The organism is Pelotomaculum terephthalicicum JT, assembly GCF_022410535.1.
GTDB classification, from domain to species: Bacteria; Bacillota; Desulfotomaculia; order Desulfotomaculales; family Pelotomaculaceae; genus Pelotomaculum_D; species Pelotomaculum_D terephthalicicum.
In genome coordinates this window covers 57,031-78,190 of record NZ_JAKNBL010000014.1, presented here as the reverse complement: position 1 = coordinate 78,190, position 21,160 = coordinate 57,031, and the positions used below count along the sequence as shown (strand labels likewise).

Sequence of the window (21,160 nt, the reverse complement as noted above, 5' to 3'; positions counted from 1 at the left end):
TAATCAACCCCTTTTCGATTGCCTGACGGATGGTTTCTTTCAGCATGTCTTCCAAAATGTCTTCCGTAATTCGTGTTTTTCGGAATTTCGTCATCAAGCTTGGATCAATCATTGGGTCTTCCGGGTCCAAATCAAGGAAATATTTGACAGCCATATCCGTAGTTGCCTGTGAAATCAGGCGTTCATCGGACAGGTCGTTGAGTTTCTTCAGAAACATCAGCTTGAACATCATTTCCGGTTCTTTGGCGGGACGCCCAAAAGTTTCGCAATATTGTTTCTTGAGCATTGGGTTAACAAAGCTGAAATCAATGTTCTCTTTAACTTTCCGGAGAAAGTGGTTCCCAGGGATAACAATATCGTAAAGGCTACGGTACTGCGAAAGTTTCATTTGAGTATTTTCGATGAGCATTTTTGATTCCCCCGCTCACTCAACTTCTTTCATGAATAATTATACCATTTTTGGACAAAAATTTTGGACAAAAAGTCCATCTGCATTGCTGCAAACGGACTTTTTCAGTGCCCTTGTATAATGCGGGTTTGCGGCACTTAAAACCGTGAAACACACGTCACTCCAAGGCTCTCTCAAAAGAGCGGTTTTGACATCAATTTTGGACGTTGGAGGGATATTGGAGGGATGTTCAGGAGGGATATCCGGACCGTTTGCCGTCAGAACGTCGAACGTGTAGTAATCAAAAACCAATATTGTAACAGTCATCCTACCATTGACAAATCTTTTCAGGAGTTGATGACTGTGAAAAATCAAGAATATTACGAGCAGCTTTTTGAGCCGTATCCTGATGTCGTTACATTGGATGAATTCAGAGCTATGTTGGGCGGCATTGGAGAAACCACGGCACGAAAGATTTTGCATGGGAACCATATAAAGTACTTTTTTATCCGCAGTGCCTATAGGATACCTAAAGTATGGGTTATTGAGTATGTATTAAGCGACCATTATGCCCAATACCGGCAAGAGCTAAAAGTACAGGTTTAGTAGTAATAAAACTGATGAACAAGAGGACATAGGTTTGCGCTTATGTTCTCTTCTTTATGGAAATAAATCCATATTGTTGATATAATTTATATATTCAACAATGTTGTTTTCATTGATATTATATGGAGGTTCTTTGATGCCGGATGTTAATGAACTTTTAAATAATGCAATTAAAGAAACAGAGAACTGAAATCAAGGGGAAGTTTTCCTTGTAAGAGATTTATTCAAAGGCTATGAATGGAACTGTATTGTTCGTAAGTAAAAAAAGATAATGCAGGGCAGTAAGCGGGAAGAACAGGAACAATTCATAGCCCTTAGAACCCATTACCTTTATCAGGCCAACTTCTGTAGACCGGGTAAAGGCAATGAGAAAGGTGAAGTCGAGAAAGCGGGCAAGAGGCGGTTAGAAAGTTCTTTGTTTCTTATTCCGATGTGGGCCCTTTAGAGGAATTAAACTAATACCTGCATAAAAAGTTTGTAGACCTTCAACCCCCACTGATTTGACGGCGAAACTCAAGAATTTGTTTGCCGGTGTTCTGGAAAAGATGCTTGAGGCCGAGATGGATGAGCACCTCAGCTACGAGAAAAACAGCGTTTTGGTGATTGTCATATTTTCCTCGCTAACTACAAGTAGAAGTTTTTTCCGAAAAAAGGTACATTTTTTGTCCTGAGCCATGTGTGTTAAAAGAGACCCCTTCCTTTCACATTAAAACAGTTTTAACACATTATGTGGAAATGATATGTAAATTTACTGATTTAATGTTCATTTGGATGGTGAATTGCATGAATGCTTTTGGGGAACAGGAAATATTAATTGCAACTGTTGGTACGGAGCCACAGGTTATTACCTTGGTGTTAGACTCACTTCTATTAAAAGGATGTAATATTGATGAAGTAGTATTGTTCTATACTCAATCTCCATTGGTAATGGGTGGAATAGAGAAAATACAACGTGAAATAGAATCGGAATTTTACCCCAAAATCATTTTAAGGTCGGTTTTGATTACCGGAGAAAAGACTGCCCTGGATGATTTTCGCACTGCCAATGACGTTAATAGCATGCTTAAAATTATTTATAAAGTCATAAAAGATTACAAGCAAAAAGGCGCAAAAATTCATCTGTCTGTATCCGGAGGCCGAAAGGTAATGGGTATTATGGCAATGGTGGTAGCACAAATACTTTTCAGAGCGGAGGACCGATTGTGGTATCTGATCACTGAAGGCTGGAAGCCAGGGAATAGTCAAGACATGCATATAAGTAATCTTAACAGCCATTTGCTTATCGAAGTTCCTGTAGTGAGATGGGAAGAATCCTCATTGCTGTTGGGAATGGAAGAGTTTGCCTCTCCGCTGGATCTGATACGCTGGCAGGAAAAACTGATCGATGACAAGAGGATGCGGCGCAGGAGGGAATTTGTTGAACACTGGTTATCCAAGGCCGAACGCCAGGTAGCCCAATTGGCTTGCCAGGGATGGGACAATGCCATGATCGCTGGATATCTGCATAAGCAAGAACGTACGGTGGTCAATCAAATGACCAGTATTTATGGAAAAATGCATGAATGGTTAGAATTTCCCGACTGCCGAGTTGAGCGTAGCGTGCTGATTGCGGAATTGGCGCCGTATTTTGCTTTGAGGACAGACGATATCGGTTAGATGCTTTTAAAAAGAGTTAAATTTATGACTAGGTTACCATGCTTATTGGCACTGATGATGATATTCTTGGCAATAAGACAGCAGTTTATGAAACCAATACCTTAAAAGCAAAAGAGGTGATTCCCTATGAAAAGAGCGAAGAAAATTGAAACCATATTTAAAGTGACAACTCCTATGTTCATGGCCGGCAACAGTCAACAGCAGGCTGAATTCAGAATTCCTTCCTTATTGGGGGCGCTGCGCTTTTGGTACCGGGCCACCGCTCCCGGGAATTTGGCTCTAAATATACCTGCCTTACGAAAAGCCGAAGCCAAGCTGTTTGGCAGCACCGGCACCGGCCAGGCCGGATTTTTGGTCAGGGCGAACTCCGGTCAAATAACGATAGCTGATGCTGACAAGGCCAGGTGGGCACAGAATAAGCATGGGATATGTTATTTGGGCTATGGAGCAATGAATTTCAGAGGTGAAGTGCAAAGGAATTATATTCAGGAAGGTTCTACCATCAGCATTAGCTTCATTTTCCGCCCGCCATTAAAGGATGCGGATGTTGAAGGTCTGCAGCGGGCCATAAAAGCATTGTCCCTGTTTGGCGGGATGGGGTCCAGGTCAAGGCGCGGTTTTGGATCGGTAACATTAACGTCGCTAAAGGATGAGGAAGGAAAAGAACTTTGGAGACCTCCGCGTACCCGGGAAGAATTGCATAATGCCATTCGGGAATTTATCACGTCTATTGGCATCAAAAATATAGCTGGCCTGCCGGTGTACACGGCGTTTACCTCCTCCAGCAGGATTATCCTGTCGAAAACCAGCCAGAATCCGATAAACTTGCTGGACAGCATCGGGCGGGAAATGATCCGCTACAGAAGTTATGGGAGAAGAAACAAGGATGGAGATCATACTCTGCCCGGGAGTAAGGAAAAAGCGGAACAATTCTTTGCTCCCGATCATGACCTATTGCTGTCTCTTAATCAAAATCCTGATCCGGGAAAACATCCCAGACGGGTAGCCTTTGGATTACCTCATAATTATTTTTTCGGATCAACTCAGGTTGATATTACTGGAGAACAAAGCGAGCGCCGCGCCAGCCCGTTGTTCATTCACATTCATCAATTGGAGAAGGAGTATGCGGCAGTGTTGGCCTGTCTGCCGGCAAAATTTTTGCCGGACGGGGAGCACATAAAAATGGTGGTCCGTAAAAACAAACAAATATTAACGGAATCAAAGGCTCCCTGTAATTTTGACCCTCGGGTAATCTCGGATTTTCTGGCCAGAATTCCTGAGGCGCTGGAGGTGGTGATTTAATGCGGTATTTTCAGTTTACTCTGGGACCGGTGCAGAGCTTTGTGGCGCAGGCCCGGCGGACCCGGGATTTCTGGGCCGGATCGTTTCTGCTCTCCTACCTTACCGGTCAGGCCATGCTGGCGGTCTTAAAACATAGCGAAGGAGAGATTGTGTTTCCCGCCATAAGAGATACTGGGGGCAATATTATCGACCCTCTGCTGAAGGCCCTAGCAGTTGGGCAGGAAGGCAAACTCAGTCGTTTTCCAATTGTCGGCAGCATTCCCAACCGATTTTTGGCTCAGGTACCGGATGATTTTAAAGGGCAATGTTGTGTAGAGGCGGTTAATAAGGCCTGGCAAGCCATAGCAGAGCAGATATGGGAGAAATACGTGGCCCCGGTTGCGGGGCGGGGCTGCGGTACCGAAGAAATATGGAACCGGCAGGTTAAAAACTTCTGGGAAATGAGCTGGGTATTCGGGGAGGATGCCGATCTGCTCGACCGGCGCAAAAATTGGCGCAGCCACATTCCCCCCGAAGAGCCGGGCGATAAATGCACTTTGATGGGTAACTGGCAGGAGCTGTCCAGTTATATGCGGATAGGGGATAAAGGCAGGCAGCGCAGATTCTGGGAGAAATTGGGCGATAAAACGCCGGGAGAAGACCTCCGGAATGATGAACGCCTTTGTAGTATTGCGCTCATAAAAAGGCTGTTCCCCCATGTATTGACGGGCAGGGCTGTTGTTTATTATCCGTCAACGCCTTATTTGGCGGCCGTTCCCTGGTTGTCAGGCATTATCAGCGATCCCGCGAAGCATGAAACCGCCCGGAGGTTGGTCGGGTCCGCCCACCCGAAAATGTTGGGGCATGAAAACAGCGCCGCTTTCTTCAATAAAAACGATCTCGATGCTGAATTGGGTAAATTTTTTGACCTGGATGGAAACTGTTTTTTCCAATCCACCTTGGAAAACGATAACCTATGGCCGAATGATGTATCCAAGGAATGCCGCCGCCATATGGCAGAGCTGCTCGAACAGTTTAAGACCGAAGCTGATCCCTTCTACGCTTTGCTGATCATGGACGGCGATCGGATCGGCAGCCTGCTGGATCAGGAAGACAAACGGGTCGATATCAGCCGGGCCCTGTCAAACTTCAGCGGCCGGGTAGAGGGGATCATAAGTGGGCACCAAGGGGTAACCGTATATGCCGGGGGCGACGATGTGCTGGCCCTGCTGCCCATGGACAAAGCTCTGGAAGCCGCGGCGGTCTTGCGCGATTGTTATACGAAATGCTTTACAACCGTGGGGATCAAAGCCACCATATCGGCGGCCATTGTTTACGCCCACCACCATGCCCCCTTGAGGCAGATTATCGGCAAAGCCCATCAGGTTTTGGATGAAGAAGCCAAGGAGAAAACCGGGCGCGATGCTTTGGCCGTTGCCGTATGGAAGACCGGGGGAACGGTCATCAACTGGTCGGTACCCTGGGAGGTGCGGCATGCCGGGGACGATAAAGTATCTGTGATTGAGAAAGTAAATTCGTTAGCCGGTCAATACGGGAGCAAGCAATTAAGCAACAGCTGGCTATACGGCATCCGACGTCTTTTAGGTAATTCACGAGGTAATTATTTCGAATTGCCTGAAAAGATCGATATTCCAAAGTTATTAGCAGCTGATTTGGCCCGGAATAGGGAAATGGATATTTCCATCAAGAAAGCCGAAGAGTTGGCACAAGACTTGCTATCCATATGTTTAAGCCAGAGGAGGAATAGCGCGGGCGAAGTCGTGGTAAACAAAAAGGCTTTCTCCCTTGACGGAGCATTGTTCATCAAATTCCTGGCGACAAAGGGGGTGGCGTTATAATGACTGTGCAATGGCAGTTTAAAGCCCTGGATACTTATTTCTTCCGCGGAGCAGCGCCCTTTCATGCCGGTGAAGGGGGACAGGGCGGGCAGGACAGCGTTTTTCCTCCCCTGATGTCCACCTTGCAGGGGGCGATACGATATCAACTGGCTTTGAGCCAGGGATGGACGCCGGGTGATGATCGTTTGCCGATAGAATTGGGAGATAGTGATAGTCTGGGAGATTTAAGACTGAGCGGTTCTTATCTGTATTATGATAACAGGTTGCTTTTACCGGCACCGCTTTTTTTACTGCGTTTGCACGATGAAGCGCCCAAAAGGACCAGCTACCATCGCCTGTTTCCCGGCGATAAAGTTTCCTGCGATCTTGGCCAGGTCAGACTGCCGGTTATTCCGGCTGGAGCACGTGGATCAAAACCCATGGATAAATACTGGCTTTCGGTTGCAACTATGGAAAAAGTGCTGGCCGGCGGGGTTCCGGAAGATGATGATTATACCGCAATGGTCGACAAGCCGGCTGGTTGTATCCCCGTCAATGGAGTCACTTGCAGCGATCAACTCTGGAAGAGTGAAGCCAAGGTGGGGATCGGGCGTGAATCCGATACCCGAACCGCTATGGATAAAAACCTTTATGCCATTAACACGGTCAGAACAAAAAAACAGGTGTGGGTGGTGGTCGGCGTTGAGGGTATTCCCATAGAGTGGAGCCAAGCTGTAAGGCAAAAAAACGATATTGTGAATTTGGGCGGAGAAGGCAGGATGGCTGAACTAAGCATAGTGGAAGATTCGATCAAGTTGCCGGTTATGCCGGAATTGACTGCGGTGAACGGCAAAATACTTTTTACGGTAACCTTAATCACACCCGGTTATTTTGGGAATCAAGGGCAGACGCAAAAGGCGCTCAAGGATTTAAAACCCTGGATAAATTACACCTGCATAACCGCCTGTGTCGGCAGAGCCAAGCAGATTGGCGGTTGGGATCTTAAGGTAAATCGTCCCCGTCCTCTGCGGTCTTATATACCAGCCGGCAGCACCTGGTTTTTTGAAGCCAATGCATCTGAAGCCAGCGCAGTTGCTGAACTGCATGGACAATATATTGGAGAAAAGTCTAGCAATGCGTACGGCTACGGTCAGATATTGATAGGAAGATGGGAGGAGAAGATATGAGCGCAATTATTTTGGGTTTGTTAGCAGAAACCAGTCTGCATCCCGGCAGCGAATCCAGCGGCGGGGTGGTGGATTTACCGGTAGCCCGGGAGGCGACTACATCATATCCGGTTTTAATAAGTTCAGGCTTGAAAGGTGCTATGCGGGACGCCTATGAAACAGAGTGCAGGCGAAGGGCTATTGAAGACAAAACAGATCTGATATTCGGCGCCCCCGACGGGGCCGGGGGCATATCCCTTACGGACGGCAGGCTGCTGCTGCTCCCGGTCAGATCCCTTAACACCAATTACCGCTGGGTCACCTGCCCCTATGTATTGGAACGCTTTCAAAGAGACCTGCAGTTGGCCGGATTTAAACAGGAATTTGGGCTCCCGCAGCTGAAGGAGGCCCAAGCCATAGCGGTCGGCAGCAAAAACCTATATCTAGAAGAGCTGTCCTTTGCCGTCAGTCAAGATGAAAAAACCATCGAAATCGTGGCAGAGGCGATCAAGCCGTTGGTTCTCCACCAAGCCGTACAAAAGCGCTTGGTCAATCAATTGGTTATCGTCAGTGACGATGATTTCAAGTATTTTGCCGGTTCCGGCCTGCCGGTCAATGCCCGCAATGTGCTCGGCAAGAAGAGGAAAACCAGTACTAATCTATGGTATGAAGAAATCATTCCGGCCGATTCCCTTTTCTATACCCTGCTGCTGCCGCGTTTGGGAAAGGAAGCGCTGCTGCCGGAATTGCTGGGTATGTTCGACGACCATCCTTATTTGCAGATCGGAGGTAATGAGACCATCGGGCAGGGCTGGTGCGCCGTATCCTGTTGGAAAGGGGGGCAGGCCAATGGCTAGGACGCTGGATCTGGAGCGGGCCAAAGATTCTATGAAAAAAGTCAATAGGATCTTGGACGACGGTAAGCTCAGCGAAGATTGGAAAGACAAATACGCCGGCTATGTTGAAACTCTTCCGGCCACTATTGTGAATTGCGGCTTAGGGCAAGCTGCGGCGACACTGTTGGCTGCATCCAAGAAAAAGGACGGCAAATTTGAGAACGATCCTCACTATCGTCTTTATGAAGATTTGCAAGACTGGCTGTGCCGGGGCTTTACTGAAGCGCCTTATCAAGGTGCGGATAAACTGATGCAGGCCATAACCGCAGGCGATAGGCACTCTTACATTCATGCCCGGGTCGAAGCTCTGAAATGGCTGGAATGGCATAAAAAATTGGCGGTGGCCTACCTGAAAAAACAAAAGGAGGGCGATCCGTCATGAGCTTGCCTTTATACGCCCAAGCCCGAGATGATCTAAGCAAGCTTGAAAAGCGCCCCGATTGGGCTAATGTCGGCCTGTGGTATAACAAGATGTGTAATCGTTGGCAAATAGATAAAGAACAATGGACTTTGGACAAAACCAAAGAGAAATGGATTTCATCGGTAACCGGGAAAAAATGTGGTGAGGAATCGATATTGCATGAAGCAATATCGCGTTACTCAACACTGGTCCGATCATGCGGCGGAGAAGTAAGAGTATATCGCACCGCCAGCCGTTTTGTAACCGGCCTGGGTAATGAGCATCCGGTGGAAAACGGTTTCACCTGGCATCATACACTGGGAACCCCATACCTACCGGGATCTTCGGTGAAAGGGGTATTGCGGGCTTGGGTACAGCACTGGTTGGATATGCCTTTATCTGAGGTTAACCGGCTGTTTGGACCGGAAAAGGATAAAAGTGAAACGGCAGCAGGAGGCCTTATTGTTTTCGATGCTCTGCCGGTGCGGCTGGTTCAGCTGGAGATCGAAATAATGACTCCGCATTATGCTGAGTATTATCAGGATACAGGAACTGGGAAGCCACCAGCGGATTGGTATAGCCCGGTACCCATTCCCTATTTAACGGTAGTCAAGGACCAGTTGTTCGTCTTTGGTCTGGCTCCCCGTAAAGAGTCAGCTATTGATCTGCAGCAGGTTTTTAGTTGGATGGACCAAGCTCTGGCAACTATCGGGGCCGGAGCAAAAACCGCTTCCGGCTACGGCTGCTTCCAGCCCGAAAAGAATTATAATATTCCGGTATTGGAGCTAAAGCAGCGGTCTGAAGCCCTTAAAACTGCGGCTGCCGCTCAACCTATGTCCCCGATCCGACAGGAAATGGACCAGGACGGATACACAGACCCCAATGTGGATATTTTTATGAAAGCTATGACAGTGAAATGGCTGGATCGAATGGAAAACAACGATACTTCGGGGGATGACCGCCGGGAGATTGCCCGTTTGCTGGCTGAGTGGTATCAAAAAAACAAGTCAAAAGATTGGGAAAAGCCCACAAACAGCAAAAACCAGGCCAAAGTTGAGCGTATTAAAGTCGTTTTGAACAGCCATTAGAAATGATGAAAGGAGGCGCCTTATGGCCAGAGTACTGGTGACCGCCCTGGGCACAGGCCGATTGATTTCAAAATCTCATGACCCAGCTGACGCGCGGCCTAGTCGGAAATATGATTCAGCCACCTATGTTATAAAAGATGGGGAATCAAGCGCGGAATACACAACAACCTTTATTGCCGAAGCATTGATAAAACACTTCGCAATTGAGCGGGTTTATGTAGTCGGTACGGCCAAATCAATGTGGGAAGAATTATATGACACCTTCAGCGGCGACGACCGTGATGATGATTATTATTTGGAACTAGGGCGGATGATCGACGACAGCCGATATGATCATTACCCCTATGATCGGGGCTATTTAAAGAAAGTCGAAGCGGCGCTGGATAAAAAGCTGGGTTGCGTCGGCTCTGGCTGCTATCTTATTCAATATGGACTTGACCGGGAGGAGTTGCTTAGCAATTTTACTATTTTGATGCAGATAGGCGAGCAATTGCAACCTGGGGACGAGTTGTATGTCGATATCACCCATTCTTTTCGTTCTCTATCTATTTTCCAGTATATGATGACCAGCTTTATAGAGAATCTGAGTGATAGAGATATTAAAATCGCAAAAATACTCTATGGGATGCTGGATATCGTAAGGGAAATGGGTGGAAAGGCCCCGGTTGTGGATTTAACTTTAATCAACGAACTCAACCACTGGATAAAAGGGATTTACGAGCTTGAGCAATATGGCAATGGCTACCTGGTCGCTGATTTACTAAAGGAACAAAAATCGGAATTGGCAGCAAGTATTGAGGACCTGTCAGATAGGATCAACATGAATTTTTTAAAGGATATTAGAAATGAGCACAGACGTAAACTATGGAAGGGATTGAAGAATGTTGACGGCCCCGACAGCGTGGCTGTTTCTGCTATAGAACGCTCTCTAAAGAAGTTTAACAATGATCAACCTGAAGCCTATTTTCAATTAAACCTGACATTGTGGTTTTTTGAGCAGAAGCGTTATGCGGCCGGCTACATAACCTTAACTGAGGCAATCATCACTAAGCTGTGCGAGGGAAAGATTATTAACATAAATAGTTGGAAAGAGAGACAAAAAATCGTCAAGGCCTTCATAAATAAAGAATATGATGATTCATATGGATTAGTTGAATTATATAAAAAAGTAAATCAAATACGAAGGCTGGTTGCACATTCCCAGGGCGGCAGTGAAGATCAGTATCGTTCCGCGGTCGCCAATTGTATCAAATACTGCGATCAGGCTAAGCGAGCTTTTCAACAAATGGACGGATAAACAGTGTAACAAAAAGGTGATTGATTTTGAATAATGATCAGATTGCACAAAAATCCGTAACGCTGCTCTCTCCCCTGGGATTGTCTCCAGGTTTGCTGTATTCCGCCCTTATGACTATTAAGCCGCAGCGCTTGGTGCTTTTAACATCAGCAGAAGGAGAGCATTCTTTGGCGGAAATAATCCGGAGAGCGGATTACCGTGGGCCGGTGGAGGTCGTACGCGTGGATGATCCGTTTAATTGTTTTAACCAGGCCGGTCAAAAGGTGGATGAGGTGTTGGATTTAATAGGCCGCGGCCCATGCGTGGTGAACATCACCGGCGGCACTACGGCCTTGCAGTTTATCATTCAGCGTGCCGGTTCAGCATTGGAAAACAGGGGTGTTCAAGTACATTATGCTGCTCTGATCGACCGCAGGGATGTTCAAGCCCAAAAAGATGATCCCTGGGTAGTGGGTGAACTGGTCAGGGTTATGTAGGAATTCGCGCTTGCTATATTATGAAAGACGGACGTGATATAGTGAATTTACCGTTATTAACCGCAAGGATTGGACGGGCCTGGGCCGATGAGGATATTTTCAGCGTGCTGTATCAAGAACCCAGACTCAAGCAAAAAGAAGATAAGCGGCCATATATAGTTTTTATGACCTTTGATTTATGCAAAAATGAAATTGATTTTGGGGACTTACTACCATACAACAGTGAAGCAATCAGACGCTATAAATATTTTGGTAATAACAAGGCGGCGGCCAAACAATTTCATGTGGTAAGGGAAGGCAAAGACCTTTATTATCTTATAGGCTTGTGGCAGAATCTCCGCGAATTATTGGAGTCAAATGATCTAAAGACCTTGTCAAGCCATTTGCTTGAGCTAAACCGCGCCGGTTTAATCGAGGCAGCAACCTGGTTCTGGAAAAAATGGCCTATGTCATTAAAAATCCGGATCTGGACTTGCAATATGACGGCAAAAAAAAGGTTCGTACACAAAACACCGGCCAAAACAGAAGAAATCACTATGAGACACTGGTGAAAAAGGCGGTAGGGGGAAGCCCCGGGGATCAGATTGCTTTGATAATACCACAAATTAAAACAAAGGAAGGCAAACTCATTGAAATTGCCACCCATGACGATTATCTGGAATTAATCAAGCGCGTTCATAAGCTAGAGGAAGAGAGCAACGAAAAGATCGCCAAAACTAATAGAAAAGCCGTAAAAAAGCCCGAAGCCTGCTATATTTGCGGCTTAAAAAAAGATAGTTTGGCCTGCGCAGCCTACTCGACCAGACTAAGAAGAGACGGTATTAACAAAGTTTTTACCACCACCACCATTAATTATGCCAAGAATATCGAAGCGGAAGGTTATGAACACAATTACAGTTTCTGCAAAGAGTGTTTTGACGATTTGCGGCAAGGGGAAAGAGTGGTGCTCAACCGTTTGAGCACTCGCCTGGCCGGGGAAAGAACCTTTATTCTTCCAGAAGGCTGTTAAAAGATTTTAAGTATGAAAATATCAGCGAAATAAAACGTGAAATTGATTTTGTCTTTAAGCCCCAAGAGGCTGAGAGCTGGATCAACGGCATTGGTGCGGAAACCCGCTGGCTGATATAGAGCATTTTAATTTGAATTTTATTGTTTATTATACGGACAGCAATTCAGTGACGGTTTTGCAGACCATCAGCGACGTGAACAGCGGATTTTTAACAGAAATAATAGAGGCGTTTAAGAAACATTTGCTGACGGTAACCGACCATTTGAAATATTTCTCCCTGGGTAGCATTTATCGTGTTATACTGGTGAAAACCAAGAAAATTGGCAGCCAGACTAAACAAGTGGATTCGGGCCGCGTTTTATCCTTTTTGATTATGAAAGGTTTGGCCGTGATATTGCCATCGACGAGGGTAGCAGCTTCACCAGTAACGGCTACATCCGCAGTACGGGTGACAGCTTTAGCGAGATATATAACGGCAGGGACATCCCGGAAGAATACAAGATTTTTTCGTATCCCAAGCCGGATATTCCAAAACAAAAATCACATAAGGATAAACCCCATTCATCCCGAGACGAGCGGTAAACCAGCAGGGATGACACGTACTCTGCATCTGGACAAAGACGCAGTTGGGCGGCTGGCGGCGGAGACCATCATGGCTCCTTCCTTCCACCTACGCCTTTTCCGACGAGTCGCTCAAGCGTGGAAAGGATGTTAACGAATATTTGAGAATAATGTTAAAGGGACTGCATGGGTAGGAGCGATAGCAATGAGACAAAAAACAGCAAGGAAGAGAATAAAACAAAAAACACACTTTCAAAGAATTGGGGTATAATATATAGCAAGCTTAAATGAATAAATGGTAAAGAGGAAAATTTGCTCATGGATGTTCGCCTGATTTGATGTATAATAAATAGTAGCAGGATGCTTGAAAGAGGTGATCCCTATGGCAACCGTTTCATTTGACAAGAATATTGTCGTAAAGGAACCGGAAGCAATAGAAAGACTTGTTGAAGTGCTTTCGTCATCAAAGGAAGCAAAGCCAATAAACAGAAAACTTGCTTCCGATGAGGCTATGGCAAGGGGTGAGAAGTTATTAAAACAGTGCTTATCCCACTCGAAACGTTTTTAGAAATGACTTCCGAAGAAACAGTAAAGGAAGTCATTTCTACTTTTTATTGTTCTAAAGATCATGATATAGAGAGTTTTTTAAAAAATGAAAACAAAGCTATTTTATACGAGAGAAAATTTAAAAGTCGTACATATCTTATTTTTGATGAAGATGGTTTAGAAAATGGAAGCTTTGTACTTCTGGCATATTTTACGATTGCCATACAAACTTTAAAAATTCTGAATGGTACGGCAGTGTCTCAGATAAGAAAACTGGATGGTCTGTATGCCAAAAAGGGATCCGAAGCACTAACGGAAATTCCATCATATCTTATTGGTCAACTAAGCAAGAATGATAAGCATGCAGATAAAATAGCTGGCGATGAATTATTACAATATGCCCTTTCGGTGATTAATAAAGCACAGGGAATTGTCGGCGGGAGGGTAGCTTTTATCGAATGCCAGGACAGGCCCCAATTGATAAGCTTCTATACCAGAAATGGGTTTAAATACTTCAGAAAAGACCCGGATGATGGTTTAGTTCAAATGGTAAGATTATTAGATAAATAGAAAATATTAGATTTAATTCTCGGGTGACATCGGGCATTTTTTAGAAGGTGTGACAATGAGTAAGCCAGGAGCAAAGTTTTCCGAAGTGAAAGAGCTTTTGATGAAGGACGAAGAATTCAAAGCTGAATACGAAAAGCTGAAACCGCGCTATGATGTGATTTCGCAAATCATTGAAGCGCGAACCAGCCAAAATATTACCCAGGAAGAATTGGCGCTTCGGGTTGGGACCCAGAAGTCCAATATCAGCCGCCTGGAAAGCGGAACGTACAATCCATCCCTGGACTTTCTGTCTAAGGTTGCCCGCTCACTCGGCAAAGAGGTACAGGTTACGTTGAAATAACGTATTTTAAAGAAAAAAGAAGAATGAATAAATAAAAAATAAGAATACAAAAAGAAACGACAACCATGGAAGTTGTCTTTTTGGTGGCGCGGAAGGGAATCGAACCCCCACGCTCTTGCGAGCAGTAGATTTTGAGTCCCAAAACATCACCGGAAGCATCGGGAATGCAACGTACTCTACCGGAATCCTCAGACCGCGAAAAGCCTTGTATAATGGGCATTCACGGCACTTGAAACCCTGAAACCCACACCACTCCAAGGCTCTCTCAAAAGAGCGGTTTTGACATCAATTTTGGACGTTGGAGGGATATTGGAGGGATATGCTGGAGGGATATCCGGGCCATCTTTCGTCGGAATGTCGAACGTGTATTATCAAAAACCAATATTGTAACAGTCATCCTACCATTGACAAATCTTTTCAGGAGTTGATGACTGTGAAAAATCAAGAATATTACGAGCGGCTTTTTGAGCCGTATCCCGATGTAGTTACGCTAGATGAATTTAGAGCCATGTTGGGCGGCATCAATGAAAAAACGGCACGAAAGATTTTACATGGGAAACATATAAAATACTTTTTCATCCGCAATACCTACAGGATACCTAAAGTATGGGTTATCGAGTATGTGTTAAGCGACCATTACGCCCAATACCGGCAAGAGCTAAAAGCACAGGTTTAGCAGTAATTAAAATGAATGAACAAGAGGACATAGGTTTTTGGCTTATGTTCTCTTTTTTGATGGAAATAAATTCATGTAGCTGATATAATTTATATTAACAACGTTGTTTCCATCAATATTACGGAGGTTCTTTAATGCCGGATGTAAATGAACTTTTAAATTTTGCCATTCAAGAAACAGAGAACTTGAATCAAGATGAGGTTTTTCTTATAAGAGATTTGTTTAAGGGTTATGAATGGAATCGGATTTCTCGGAGCCAACGTCTTTTACTTGGTACATTATTCTTGAATTACGTGAATACATCAAAGGATTCTATACAAGCGATTGAGAAAACATCTTCAGGGCAACAAAAGTATAGGATAAAGGTTAATAATGGGCAACTTTATGTGGCCACATAGTATAAAAAGATTAGCATATTTAGCATGTAATAAATATTATAAGGGGTTCTGATATGGAAACTCGCAACAAACACTCTGCATATGGTCAAGCTTTAGGCTATATTTATCAGTTTGACCGCGCTACTTATAGGCTTTTAAGTAGTAGCATTTCAGTAGTTGCGGTGGGCATAGAACATGTTGATGATGTTAGCGTACATTTTGAAGATGGCCAAACAATACGAGAGCAAGATAAATTAACAACTGTCGCTAAGTATAGCCCATTGTCTGATAAGAGCATTGCCTTATGGAAAACCTTACATATTTGGGCAGAAGAATTCGGCGCTAATCCCTCATTGATGGATATAACCGAGTTCCACCTTATTACAAATGGAAAGGTTTCTGATGAAAGTATTGCTAGCCGTTTAGGGCGAGCAACAGAAATGGAAGACTGTATAAAGATTGCTGAAGAATTAACTTCAAAGGCAAATAACCTTCGAGAAAATTTAGCTGGATATGGTAAAACTATTTCTAATTTATCAATCGAGTCTTTAGCCAGAATAATTTCACGAATCTTTGTTTTTGATAACGTTAGCCCTAAATTCGGGGGGGATTTGGCCGCAATTCAATCTTTGCGTTATTTCTCAGATATTGAGAAAATTAGCATTTTTGATCAAGCTTGTGGTTGGGTAAAGAGAAAGATTATGTATTTAGTTGAAAATAATTTGCCTCTTACAATAATTAAAGAAGATTTTGATAGAGAGGTTCGAGCCTTAATTCGACGTATAAAAGTGGCACCATTGACTTCACTAATTGTATCACCAGTCTTAGACCCAAATTTACAGGATTTCGAGGTCGCTGGTTTTGTTGAGCAACTAGACTGGATTGAAAGTGATGAAACGCTCATACGTGAAGCTATAATTCATTATATACAGGCTCGTGATACAAGAATAAAATGGACTGATGGTGATGTTGTTTCAGAAGAGTCTCTTGATATGTACTTTGAAGATTTAATATCACGTTGGAGAAGGGTTCAACGTCAAACTGCAAGAAGATCTTGGGCGACTTTGGAAATTCAAGGGCAGGAATGTCTTGATGCTACCCTTTCAGAAGACACAATTTTAGATGGTGAACCAATGCCAAAAGCAATATCGTGTGGGAATTTTCATGTGCTAGCGGATTTTACCCCAAATAAGCAACCAACTATTGGCTGGCATCCTAAATTCATGGAACTTGCAAGCAAAAAAAAGAGGTAATTTAGATGAAAACAGCCGTATTCCACGAATTTGAAATTATGCAGAATTCCGTACTGGGTGCACATGTACTTTGGGCTTTTGCTGATGGCTTCTCATCAGTAGATAAGAATTACAAGAACGAGTTAACTCTCTGGCATCTTATTACTGTTTTACCTCTTGTGTTTCACGAAGTATCAAGAAGAGCAATTAATAAACGTCGTGTTTCTTCAGGTCTTAGATCAATTTTAGACAGAGACCCAGAAATTGATGTAGCACAAAATGAGGCTATATTTAATTTAGCAAGCCGCATAAAAAATCTTCAAGAGAGAAGCTTCAGATCATTAAACTGTGCCATAGCCTTGGGCTTTATTGAAATTACTGAAGGTTATTTTATTCCTTCAAAGCGATTGAAATTACCCCGAGAGATGAATTTAGAAACTAAACAGATTATAAAATCTTCCCAAAAACTTGGCGTTTGGGCCGGCCAGTTATCTATTTTTGAGTATCTGACTATTTTAGGGGTGAAACCATAGCATGAAACTAGTAGTTTTGAAGCTAATTATTTGGCCTAAAGATACAAAAAAATCTCCAAGAATACTTAATTTTAAGCCTGCGTCTATTAACTTAGTCACTGGAGCTAGTAAAAGTGGAAAATCCGCAGTTCTTGAGATTATTGATTATTGTTTGGCTTCCAGTGATTGTTCCATTCCTAAGTTTGGCCCAATTAGGAGGAGTTCCTCTTGGTATGGACTTCTAGTTGATACTTCAGAAGGCGAAAAGTTAATAGCACGGAAAGATCCTGATGACCAAAACTCCACTGACGACTTTTACTTATCAGAAGGTAGAAACATTGAAATTCCCAGTTTAATAACTAAAAATACAAACCGTGATATTATTAAAGCAATGTTGGCGAGGTTAGCGAAACTACCTCAAGTGGATTCTGATTTTGCTGAAACCGGTAGTGGTTATAAGGGAAAACCGTCTTTTGGTGATATGAAGGCTTTTATGTTTCAACCACAGCCGATAGTAGCAAATAAATACACTATGTTTTATAAAACTGATAAAGAAGATCATGCCAGAAAACTAAGGGAGGTCTTCCCTTTAGTTTTGGGAGTTGTTGATGCCGATACATTAATTATGCAACACAGGTTACGAGAAATTAGAAAAATACTTGAGTCTAGGCGTCGAAAACTTGAATCAATAAAAATGGCTCTTCGTGATTTTGCAGGTGAAGTTCGTGGTCGATATATCGTAGCCGTAGAATTAGGTTTAATAGAAGGCGATAGTAACTCAGTAAATGATGTTGATATTGATGTATTATTAATGAGATTGAAGGATATTGTTTCGAATTGGTACGAAAACCTACTTACCTTTCAATCTAAAGATTATGCAATAAGTTCCGAACGATTTTCATTTCTCAAAGCTAAAGAATCGTCTTTAGCTAGTCAATTAACTGCATTAAAAATAAGGCTTACTCAATTACGTGAGTTAACAATGGCACGAAGTATATCTGAATCTAATATTTCCAGAGAACGTGATAGATTGTCCTCAATATCATGGTTAACTGAAAAATTAAACGATCCTTATGTCTGCCCAATATGTGGTAATCACCCTATTTCCTTTAATGACGAACTAGAAAATCTTCGTGCCATACATCGTAGTGTAGAATCACTTTGGGATGGAATACAGGTTATCCCGCCGATGTTAGACGCTGAGGAGGTACAAGTTAGAAAAGAAATTAGTAGTATCGGCGAGGAACTTAGACAGGTTCAATTTGAGTTAGCTACTCTGAATAAAGAAACTGATAAAAAGAAGCTTGTAAAGCAACAGCGAGCAATTTTTATTGGTCGTTTAGAGGAATTCTTGGATTTTCAGAAGACTATAGATGATGGAAGTAATCTTGTTGATGAAATTAAGGAGCTAGAAAATGAAGAAAAAGATTTACTTAAATTAGTAGATTTCTCTGTTTTAGCCGAACGTAAAGAGTCAGCACTGTTCCTTATATCAAAGTTTGCTCAACTTTATGGTAACCTTATGGAGTTAGAAACCGGTGACGATTTAATTCAACTAGACACTTCAAAATTATCCATAAAAGTTATTAGTAAGAACGGTCAGAGTGCATGGATGTGGGAAATCGGAAGTGGTGCCAATTGGTTAGGATATCACGTTTCAACTTTGTCTGCTCTTCATGAGTTTTTTGTTAACAGGTCTTTACCCTATGTTCCAAACCTATTAGTGTTAGATCAACCAAGCCAAACCCACTTTCCTGACGATGAAGATGAGGAATCTGAATTTGAAGAATTTGATGCAGTAAGAAGAGCTTTTGTGACCTTTTCATCTGCTATTGATAGAACAAATGGTGCTTTACAAGTTATTGTTAGTGACCATGCTGGAAGTAGAGTGGTCGAGAATATTTCAAATGCTAACATTGTTGAACGTTGGCGAAAAGGGCGCAAGTTAATTCCTTGGCATTGGGACGAACAATTACTACTTGATCTTAAAGGTAGTAAAGCAGATTTTGCACTTGAAGATTTGCTTGAATCCATAGTAAAACCCCAAATTTCTGATCATTTTGGCTTGTTTGATGAGTCAACAACAATTCAGTTGCTGATAAACTCCGCAGTTTTTACTGAACTAGGTATTAAATTTAATTTAAAAATTAAAGGTACATTCGAAGTCGAAGTACCCGACTCTATATCTGGATTAGTTGACCATAATTTGAACGTTCATATCGAAAAAGGCTAAGTACGCGAAAAGGATTGGCATTTTTGCTATTATACCAACTCCTTGCCAATATTCCGGATGCTGTCATGATATCGTTTTGAATTATTAAATTGCTATTATAGCCAATAATCCCGTTAATCGTGGATAACATAAACCGAACAAGAGAACATAATTTTTAGTTTATGTTCTCTTGTTATATATAAACCACAGTAGAGAGCCGTTTGCTTTATGAGCATATAAAGCAAGCGGCTTTTTTGTATGAGAGGAGGAATTTCAAGTGTCAAAAGTAATCGCCCTTGCCAACCAAAAAGGCGGAACGGGCAAAACGACCACAACGGTCAATCTAGGTATCGGCCTTGTGATGCAGGATAAAAAGGTGCTTTTAGTGGATGCGGACGCGCAAGGCAACCTAACGGATTCGTTGGGCTTCCATGAGCCGGACAATCTACCTGCTTCACTGGCGACCGTTTTAACAAAAAGCATGTTGGAGGAACCGTATGAACCTGGCGAGGGCATCCTTCACCATGCGGAAGGCATTGACCTCATGCCGGGCAACATTGAGTTGTCGGCCATTGAGGTTTCCCTCGTCAACATCATGAGCCGGGAAACGGTGCTGCGCAGCTATATCAATACTGTTAAGGAGAGGTATGATTATGTGCTGATCGACTGTATGCCCTCCCTGGGCATGATGACCATCAACGCCCTTGCCGCCGCGGACAGCGTAATTATTCCGGTTCAGGCCCATTATCTGCCCGCCAAAGGAATGACGCAGCTTTTACAAACCATAGCCAGGGTAAGGCGGCAAATCAATCCGAAGCTGACCATTGACGGCGTTCTGGTGACAATGGTGGATAACCGCACCAACTTTGCCAGGGACATTTCCTTTATCTTGCGCCGCGACTATGGCGACAAACTGCGCATTTTCCAAACGGAAATCCCCTTGTCTATCCGTGCGGCTGAAACGAGCGCGCAGGGAAAAAGCATTTATCTTCACGACCCTCACGGTTTAGTGGCAAAAGCCTATGAAGCCTTTACGAAGGAGGTGCGGGACATTGACGAAAAGCAGCGCAAGAGACAGCATCAAGCTGGCCTCAGTAGATGACCTGTTCACCACCGAGGAAAGCCGCGCCGAGCAGCAGCGCGAAAAGGTGATGGATATTCCCATGTCGGAAATCAGCGATTTCCCCAACCACCCTTTTAAGGTGAAAGCAGATGAAGCCATGCTGGAAATGGCAGACAGTGTAAAGCAATACGGCGTTTTAGTCCCTGGCCTTGTCCGGCCCAAAGCGGACGGCGGCTATGAAATGGTTGCCGGACACCGGCGCAAAAAGGCAAGCGAGCTTGCGGGCAAGGAAACCATGCCCTGCATTGTCCGTGAAATGGATGACGATGCCGCGACAATCATCATGGTTGACAGCAATCTGCAAAGGGAAAGCATCCTGCCGAGTGAAAAAGCCTTCGCATATAAAATGAAGCTAGAAGCCATGAACAGGCAGGGACAAAGAACAGATTTAACTTGTTCCCAACTTGGGAACAAGTTAGACGGTAAAAAATCAAGTGAAATTTTAGCAGAACAAATGGGCGAAAGTAAAAATCAAATTTTCCGCCATATTCGCCTTACCTCCTTGCTCCCCTCCATCCTTGAGATGGTAGACGAAAAGCAGATCGCCTTTAATCCTGCTGTGGAGCTTTCCTATTTGACCGAAAAGGAACAGCAAGAGCTTTATGAAACCATGCAATCGGAAGACTGCACCCCGTCTTTGGCCCAGGCGCAGCGGATGAAAAAGCTCAGTCAGGACGGCAGGCTGAACATGGATGTCATCTTTTCCATTCTCACCGAGGAAAAGCCCAATCAAAAGGAAAAATTCAATATTCGGCGGGAACGCATCGACCGTTTTTTCCCTAGTAACTTTACCGAAAAACAGAAAGAGGACCTAATCGTTCAGCTTCTTGAAAGCTGGTACAAAAAGCGGCAGCGGGAACAGGAACGCTAAAACGCGGCAGCTTCGCTCTTAAAGGAGAGCGATTTTTTA

The 21,160-nt window shown here is 43.8% G+C and carries 24 protein-coding genes and 2 pseudogenes; 25 read left to right on the top strand and 1 reads right to left on the bottom strand.

Features of this window, described 5'->3' with window-relative positions:
* On the bottom strand, positions 1-409 hold a 409-nt coding region (locus L9W92_RS10285; RefSeq protein WP_240083668.1), incomplete at its 3' end, for a transposase.
* Positions 410-634: 225 nt separating this feature from the next.
* Here L9W92_RS10285 and L9W92_RS10280 point away from each other — a divergent pair.
* From L9W92_RS10280 to L9W92_RS10160, 25 genes and pseudogenes are all read left to right on the top strand, one after another.
* On the top strand, positions 635-994 hold the full coding sequence (locus tag L9W92_RS10280) for a hypothetical protein (protein WP_240083667.1): 360 nt from the start codon (positions 635-637) through the stop codon (positions 992-994).
* 193 nt (positions 995-1,187) lie between these two features.
* A pseudogene (locus L9W92_RS19505) lies at positions 1,188-1,256 on the top strand (hypothetical protein); the annotation flags it as partial.
* Positions 1,257-1,450 (top strand): annotated as a pseudogene (locus L9W92_RS10270) (IS21 family transposase); the annotation flags it as partial.
* A 222-nt stretch (positions 1,451-1,672) separates the two neighbouring features.
* Positions 1,673-2,650, top strand: coding sequence for a CRISPR-associated protein Csx14 (locus L9W92_RS10265; protein ID WP_240083666.1), 978 nt, complete (start codon positions 1,673-1,675; stop codon positions 2,648-2,650).
* A 126-nt stretch (positions 2,651-2,776) separates the two neighbouring features.
* Positions 2,777-3,952 carry a type III-B CRISPR module RAMP protein Cmr1 gene (gene cmr1, locus L9W92_RS10260; RefSeq protein WP_240083665.1) on the top strand — a complete coding sequence of 392 codons (1,176 nt, stop codon included), beginning with the start codon at positions 2,777-2,779 and terminating at the stop codon, positions 3,950-3,952.
* Positions 3,952-5,790, top strand: coding sequence for a type III-B CRISPR-associated protein Cas10/Cmr2 (gene cas10, locus L9W92_RS10255; protein ID WP_240083664.1), 1,839 nt, complete (start codon positions 3,952-3,954; stop codon positions 5,788-5,790). The genes cmr1 and cas10 overlap by 1 nt, the downstream gene beginning before the upstream one ends.
* Positions 5,790-6,956 carry a type III-B CRISPR module-associated Cmr3 family protein gene (locus tag L9W92_RS10250; RefSeq protein WP_240083663.1) on the top strand — a complete coding sequence of 389 codons (1,167 nt, stop codon included), beginning with the start codon at positions 5,790-5,792 and terminating at the stop codon, positions 6,954-6,956. Before cas10 ends, L9W92_RS10250 begins: the two co-directional genes overlap by 1 nt.
* Positions 6,953-7,792: a type III-B CRISPR module RAMP protein Cmr4 gene (gene cmr4 / locus L9W92_RS10245; RefSeq protein ID WP_240083662.1), complete on the top strand. Its 840-nt coding sequence runs from the start codon at positions 6,953-6,955 to the stop codon at positions 7,790-7,792. Before L9W92_RS10250 ends, cmr4 begins: the two co-directional genes overlap by 4 nt.
* Complete coding sequence (gene cmr5 / locus L9W92_RS10240; protein ID WP_240083661.1) at positions 7,785-8,213, top strand: type III-B CRISPR module-associated protein Cmr5; 429 nt, start codon at positions 7,785-7,787, stop codon at positions 8,211-8,213. Before cmr4 ends, cmr5 begins: the two co-directional genes overlap by 8 nt.
* Positions 8,210-9,319, top strand: coding sequence for a type III-B CRISPR module RAMP protein Cmr6 (gene cmr6, locus L9W92_RS10235; RefSeq protein WP_240083660.1), 1,110 nt, complete (start codon positions 8,210-8,212; stop codon positions 9,317-9,319). The genes cmr5 and cmr6 overlap by 4 nt, the downstream gene beginning before the upstream one ends.
* Positions 9,320-9,341: 22 nt before the next feature.
* Positions 9,342-10,616, top strand: a complete 1,275-nt coding sequence (gene csx2 / locus L9W92_RS10230) for a TIGR02221 family CRISPR-associated protein (RefSeq protein WP_240083659.1) — start codon at positions 9,342-9,344, stop codon at positions 10,614-10,616.
* A gap of 26 nt (positions 10,617-10,642) precedes the next feature.
* A complete protein-coding gene (locus tag L9W92_RS10225; protein WP_240083658.1) occupies positions 10,643-11,092 on the top strand; it encodes a helix-turn-helix domain-containing protein in 450 nt (149 codons plus the stop codon).
* A 20-nt stretch (positions 11,093-11,112) separates the two neighbouring features.
* A complete protein-coding gene (locus L9W92_RS10220; RefSeq protein ID WP_240083657.1) occupies positions 11,113-11,643 on the top strand; it encodes a hypothetical protein in 531 nt (176 codons plus the stop codon).
* Positions 11,640-12,101: a TM1802 family CRISPR-associated protein gene (locus L9W92_RS10215; RefSeq protein ID WP_240083656.1), complete on the top strand. Its 462-nt coding sequence runs from the start codon at positions 11,640-11,642 to the stop codon at positions 12,099-12,101. The genes L9W92_RS10220 and L9W92_RS10215 overlap by 4 nt, the downstream gene beginning before the upstream one ends.
* 130 nt (positions 12,102-12,231) lie before the next feature.
* Positions 12,232-12,816 (top strand): hypothetical protein, encoded by a 585-nt coding sequence (locus L9W92_RS10210; protein WP_240083655.1) that lies wholly within the window; start codon positions 12,232-12,234, stop codon positions 12,814-12,816.
* A gap of 228 nt (positions 12,817-13,044) precedes the next feature.
* Entirely contained in the window at positions 13,045-13,230 is a 186-nt protein-coding gene (locus L9W92_RS10205) for a hypothetical protein (RefSeq protein ID WP_134216076.1), read from the top strand.
* Positions 13,203-13,778, top strand: a complete 576-nt coding sequence (locus tag L9W92_RS10200; RefSeq protein WP_240083654.1) for a hypothetical protein — start codon at positions 13,203-13,205, stop codon at positions 13,776-13,778. Before L9W92_RS10205 ends, L9W92_RS10200 begins: the two co-directional genes overlap by 28 nt.
* Positions 13,779-13,833: 55 nt before the next feature.
* Entirely contained in the window at positions 13,834-14,118 is a 285-nt protein-coding gene (locus L9W92_RS10195; protein ID WP_240083653.1) for a helix-turn-helix transcriptional regulator, read from the top strand.
* Between the two features lie 433 nt (positions 14,119-14,551).
* Complete coding sequence (locus tag L9W92_RS10190) at positions 14,552-14,794, top strand: DNA-binding protein (RefSeq protein ID WP_240083652.1); 243 nt, start codon at positions 14,552-14,554, stop codon at positions 14,792-14,794.
* 134 nt (positions 14,795-14,928) lie between these two features.
* Positions 14,929-15,192, top strand: coding sequence for a single-stranded DNA-binding protein (locus L9W92_RS10185; RefSeq protein WP_240083651.1), 264 nt, complete (start codon positions 14,929-14,931; stop codon positions 15,190-15,192).
* 53 nt (positions 15,193-15,245) lie between these two features.
* A complete protein-coding gene (locus tag L9W92_RS10180) occupies positions 15,246-16,424 on the top strand; it encodes an ABC-three component system protein (RefSeq protein ID WP_240083650.1) in 1,179 nt (392 codons plus the stop codon).
* A gap of 5 nt (positions 16,425-16,429) precedes the next feature.
* Complete coding sequence (locus L9W92_RS10175) at positions 16,430-16,936, top strand: three component ABC system middle component (RefSeq protein ID WP_240083649.1); 507 nt, start codon at positions 16,430-16,432, stop codon at positions 16,934-16,936.
* A gap of 1 nt (position 16,937) precedes the next feature.
* Positions 16,938-19,148, top strand: a complete 2,211-nt coding sequence (locus L9W92_RS10170) for a DUF3732 domain-containing protein (protein WP_240083648.1) — start codon at positions 16,938-16,940, stop codon at positions 19,146-19,148.
* A 256-nt stretch (positions 19,149-19,404) separates the two neighbouring features.
* A complete protein-coding gene (locus tag L9W92_RS10165) occupies positions 19,405-20,229 on the top strand; it encodes a ParA family protein (protein ID WP_240083647.1) in 825 nt (274 codons plus the stop codon).
* Positions 20,180-21,121 carry a ParB/RepB/Spo0J family partition protein gene (locus L9W92_RS10160; RefSeq protein ID WP_240083646.1) on the top strand — a complete coding sequence of 314 codons (942 nt, stop codon included), beginning with the start codon at positions 20,180-20,182 and terminating at the stop codon, positions 21,119-21,121. Before L9W92_RS10165 ends, L9W92_RS10160 begins: the two co-directional genes overlap by 50 nt.
* The last annotated feature ends 39 nt before the right edge of the window (positions 21,122-21,160 follow it).

Coding starts and splice junctions, on each gene's coding strand:
- L9W92_RS10280 (WP_240083667.1), top strand. CDS start 635: ATGTTCAGGAGGGATATCCGGACCGTTTGCCGTCAGAACGTCGAACGT.
- cmr1 (WP_240083665.1), top strand. CDS start 2,777: ATGAAAAGAGCGAAGAAAATTGAAACCATATTTAAAGTGACAACTCCT.
- cas10 (WP_240083664.1), top strand. CDS start 3,952: ATGCGGTATTTTCAGTTTACTCTGGGACCGGTGCAGAGCTTTGTGGCG.
- L9W92_RS10250 (WP_240083663.1), top strand. CDS start 5,790: ATGACTGTGCAATGGCAGTTTAAAGCCCTGGATACTTATTTCTTCCGC.
- cmr4 (WP_240083662.1), top strand. CDS start 6,953: ATGAGCGCAATTATTTTGGGTTTGTTAGCAGAAACCAGTCTGCATCCC.
- cmr5 (WP_240083661.1), top strand. CDS start 7,785: ATGGCTAGGACGCTGGATCTGGAGCGGGCCAAAGATTCTATGAAAAAA.
- cmr6 (WP_240083660.1), top strand. CDS start 8,210: ATGAGCTTGCCTTTATACGCCCAAGCCCGAGATGATCTAAGCAAGCTT.
- csx2 (WP_240083659.1), top strand. CDS start 9,342: ATGGCCAGAGTACTGGTGACCGCCCTGGGCACAGGCCGATTGATTTCA.
- L9W92_RS10220 (WP_240083657.1), top strand. CDS start 11,113: ATGAAAGACGGACGTGATATAGTGAATTTACCGTTATTAACCGCAAGG.
- L9W92_RS10205 (WP_134216076.1), top strand. CDS start 13,045: ATGGCAACCGTTTCATTTGACAAGAATATTGTCGTAAAGGAACCGGAA.
- L9W92_RS10195 (WP_240083653.1), top strand. CDS start 13,834: ATGAGTAAGCCAGGAGCAAAGTTTTCCGAAGTGAAAGAGCTTTTGATG.
- L9W92_RS10185 (WP_240083651.1), top strand. CDS start 14,929: ATGCCGGATGTAAATGAACTTTTAAATTTTGCCATTCAAGAAACAGAG.
- L9W92_RS10180 (WP_240083650.1), top strand. CDS start 15,246: ATGGAAACTCGCAACAAACACTCTGCATATGGTCAAGCTTTAGGCTAT.
- L9W92_RS10175 (WP_240083649.1), top strand. CDS start 16,430: ATGAAAACAGCCGTATTCCACGAATTTGAAATTATGCAGAATTCCGTA.
- L9W92_RS10170 (WP_240083648.1), top strand. CDS start 16,938: ATGAAACTAGTAGTTTTGAAGCTAATTATTTGGCCTAAAGATACAAAA.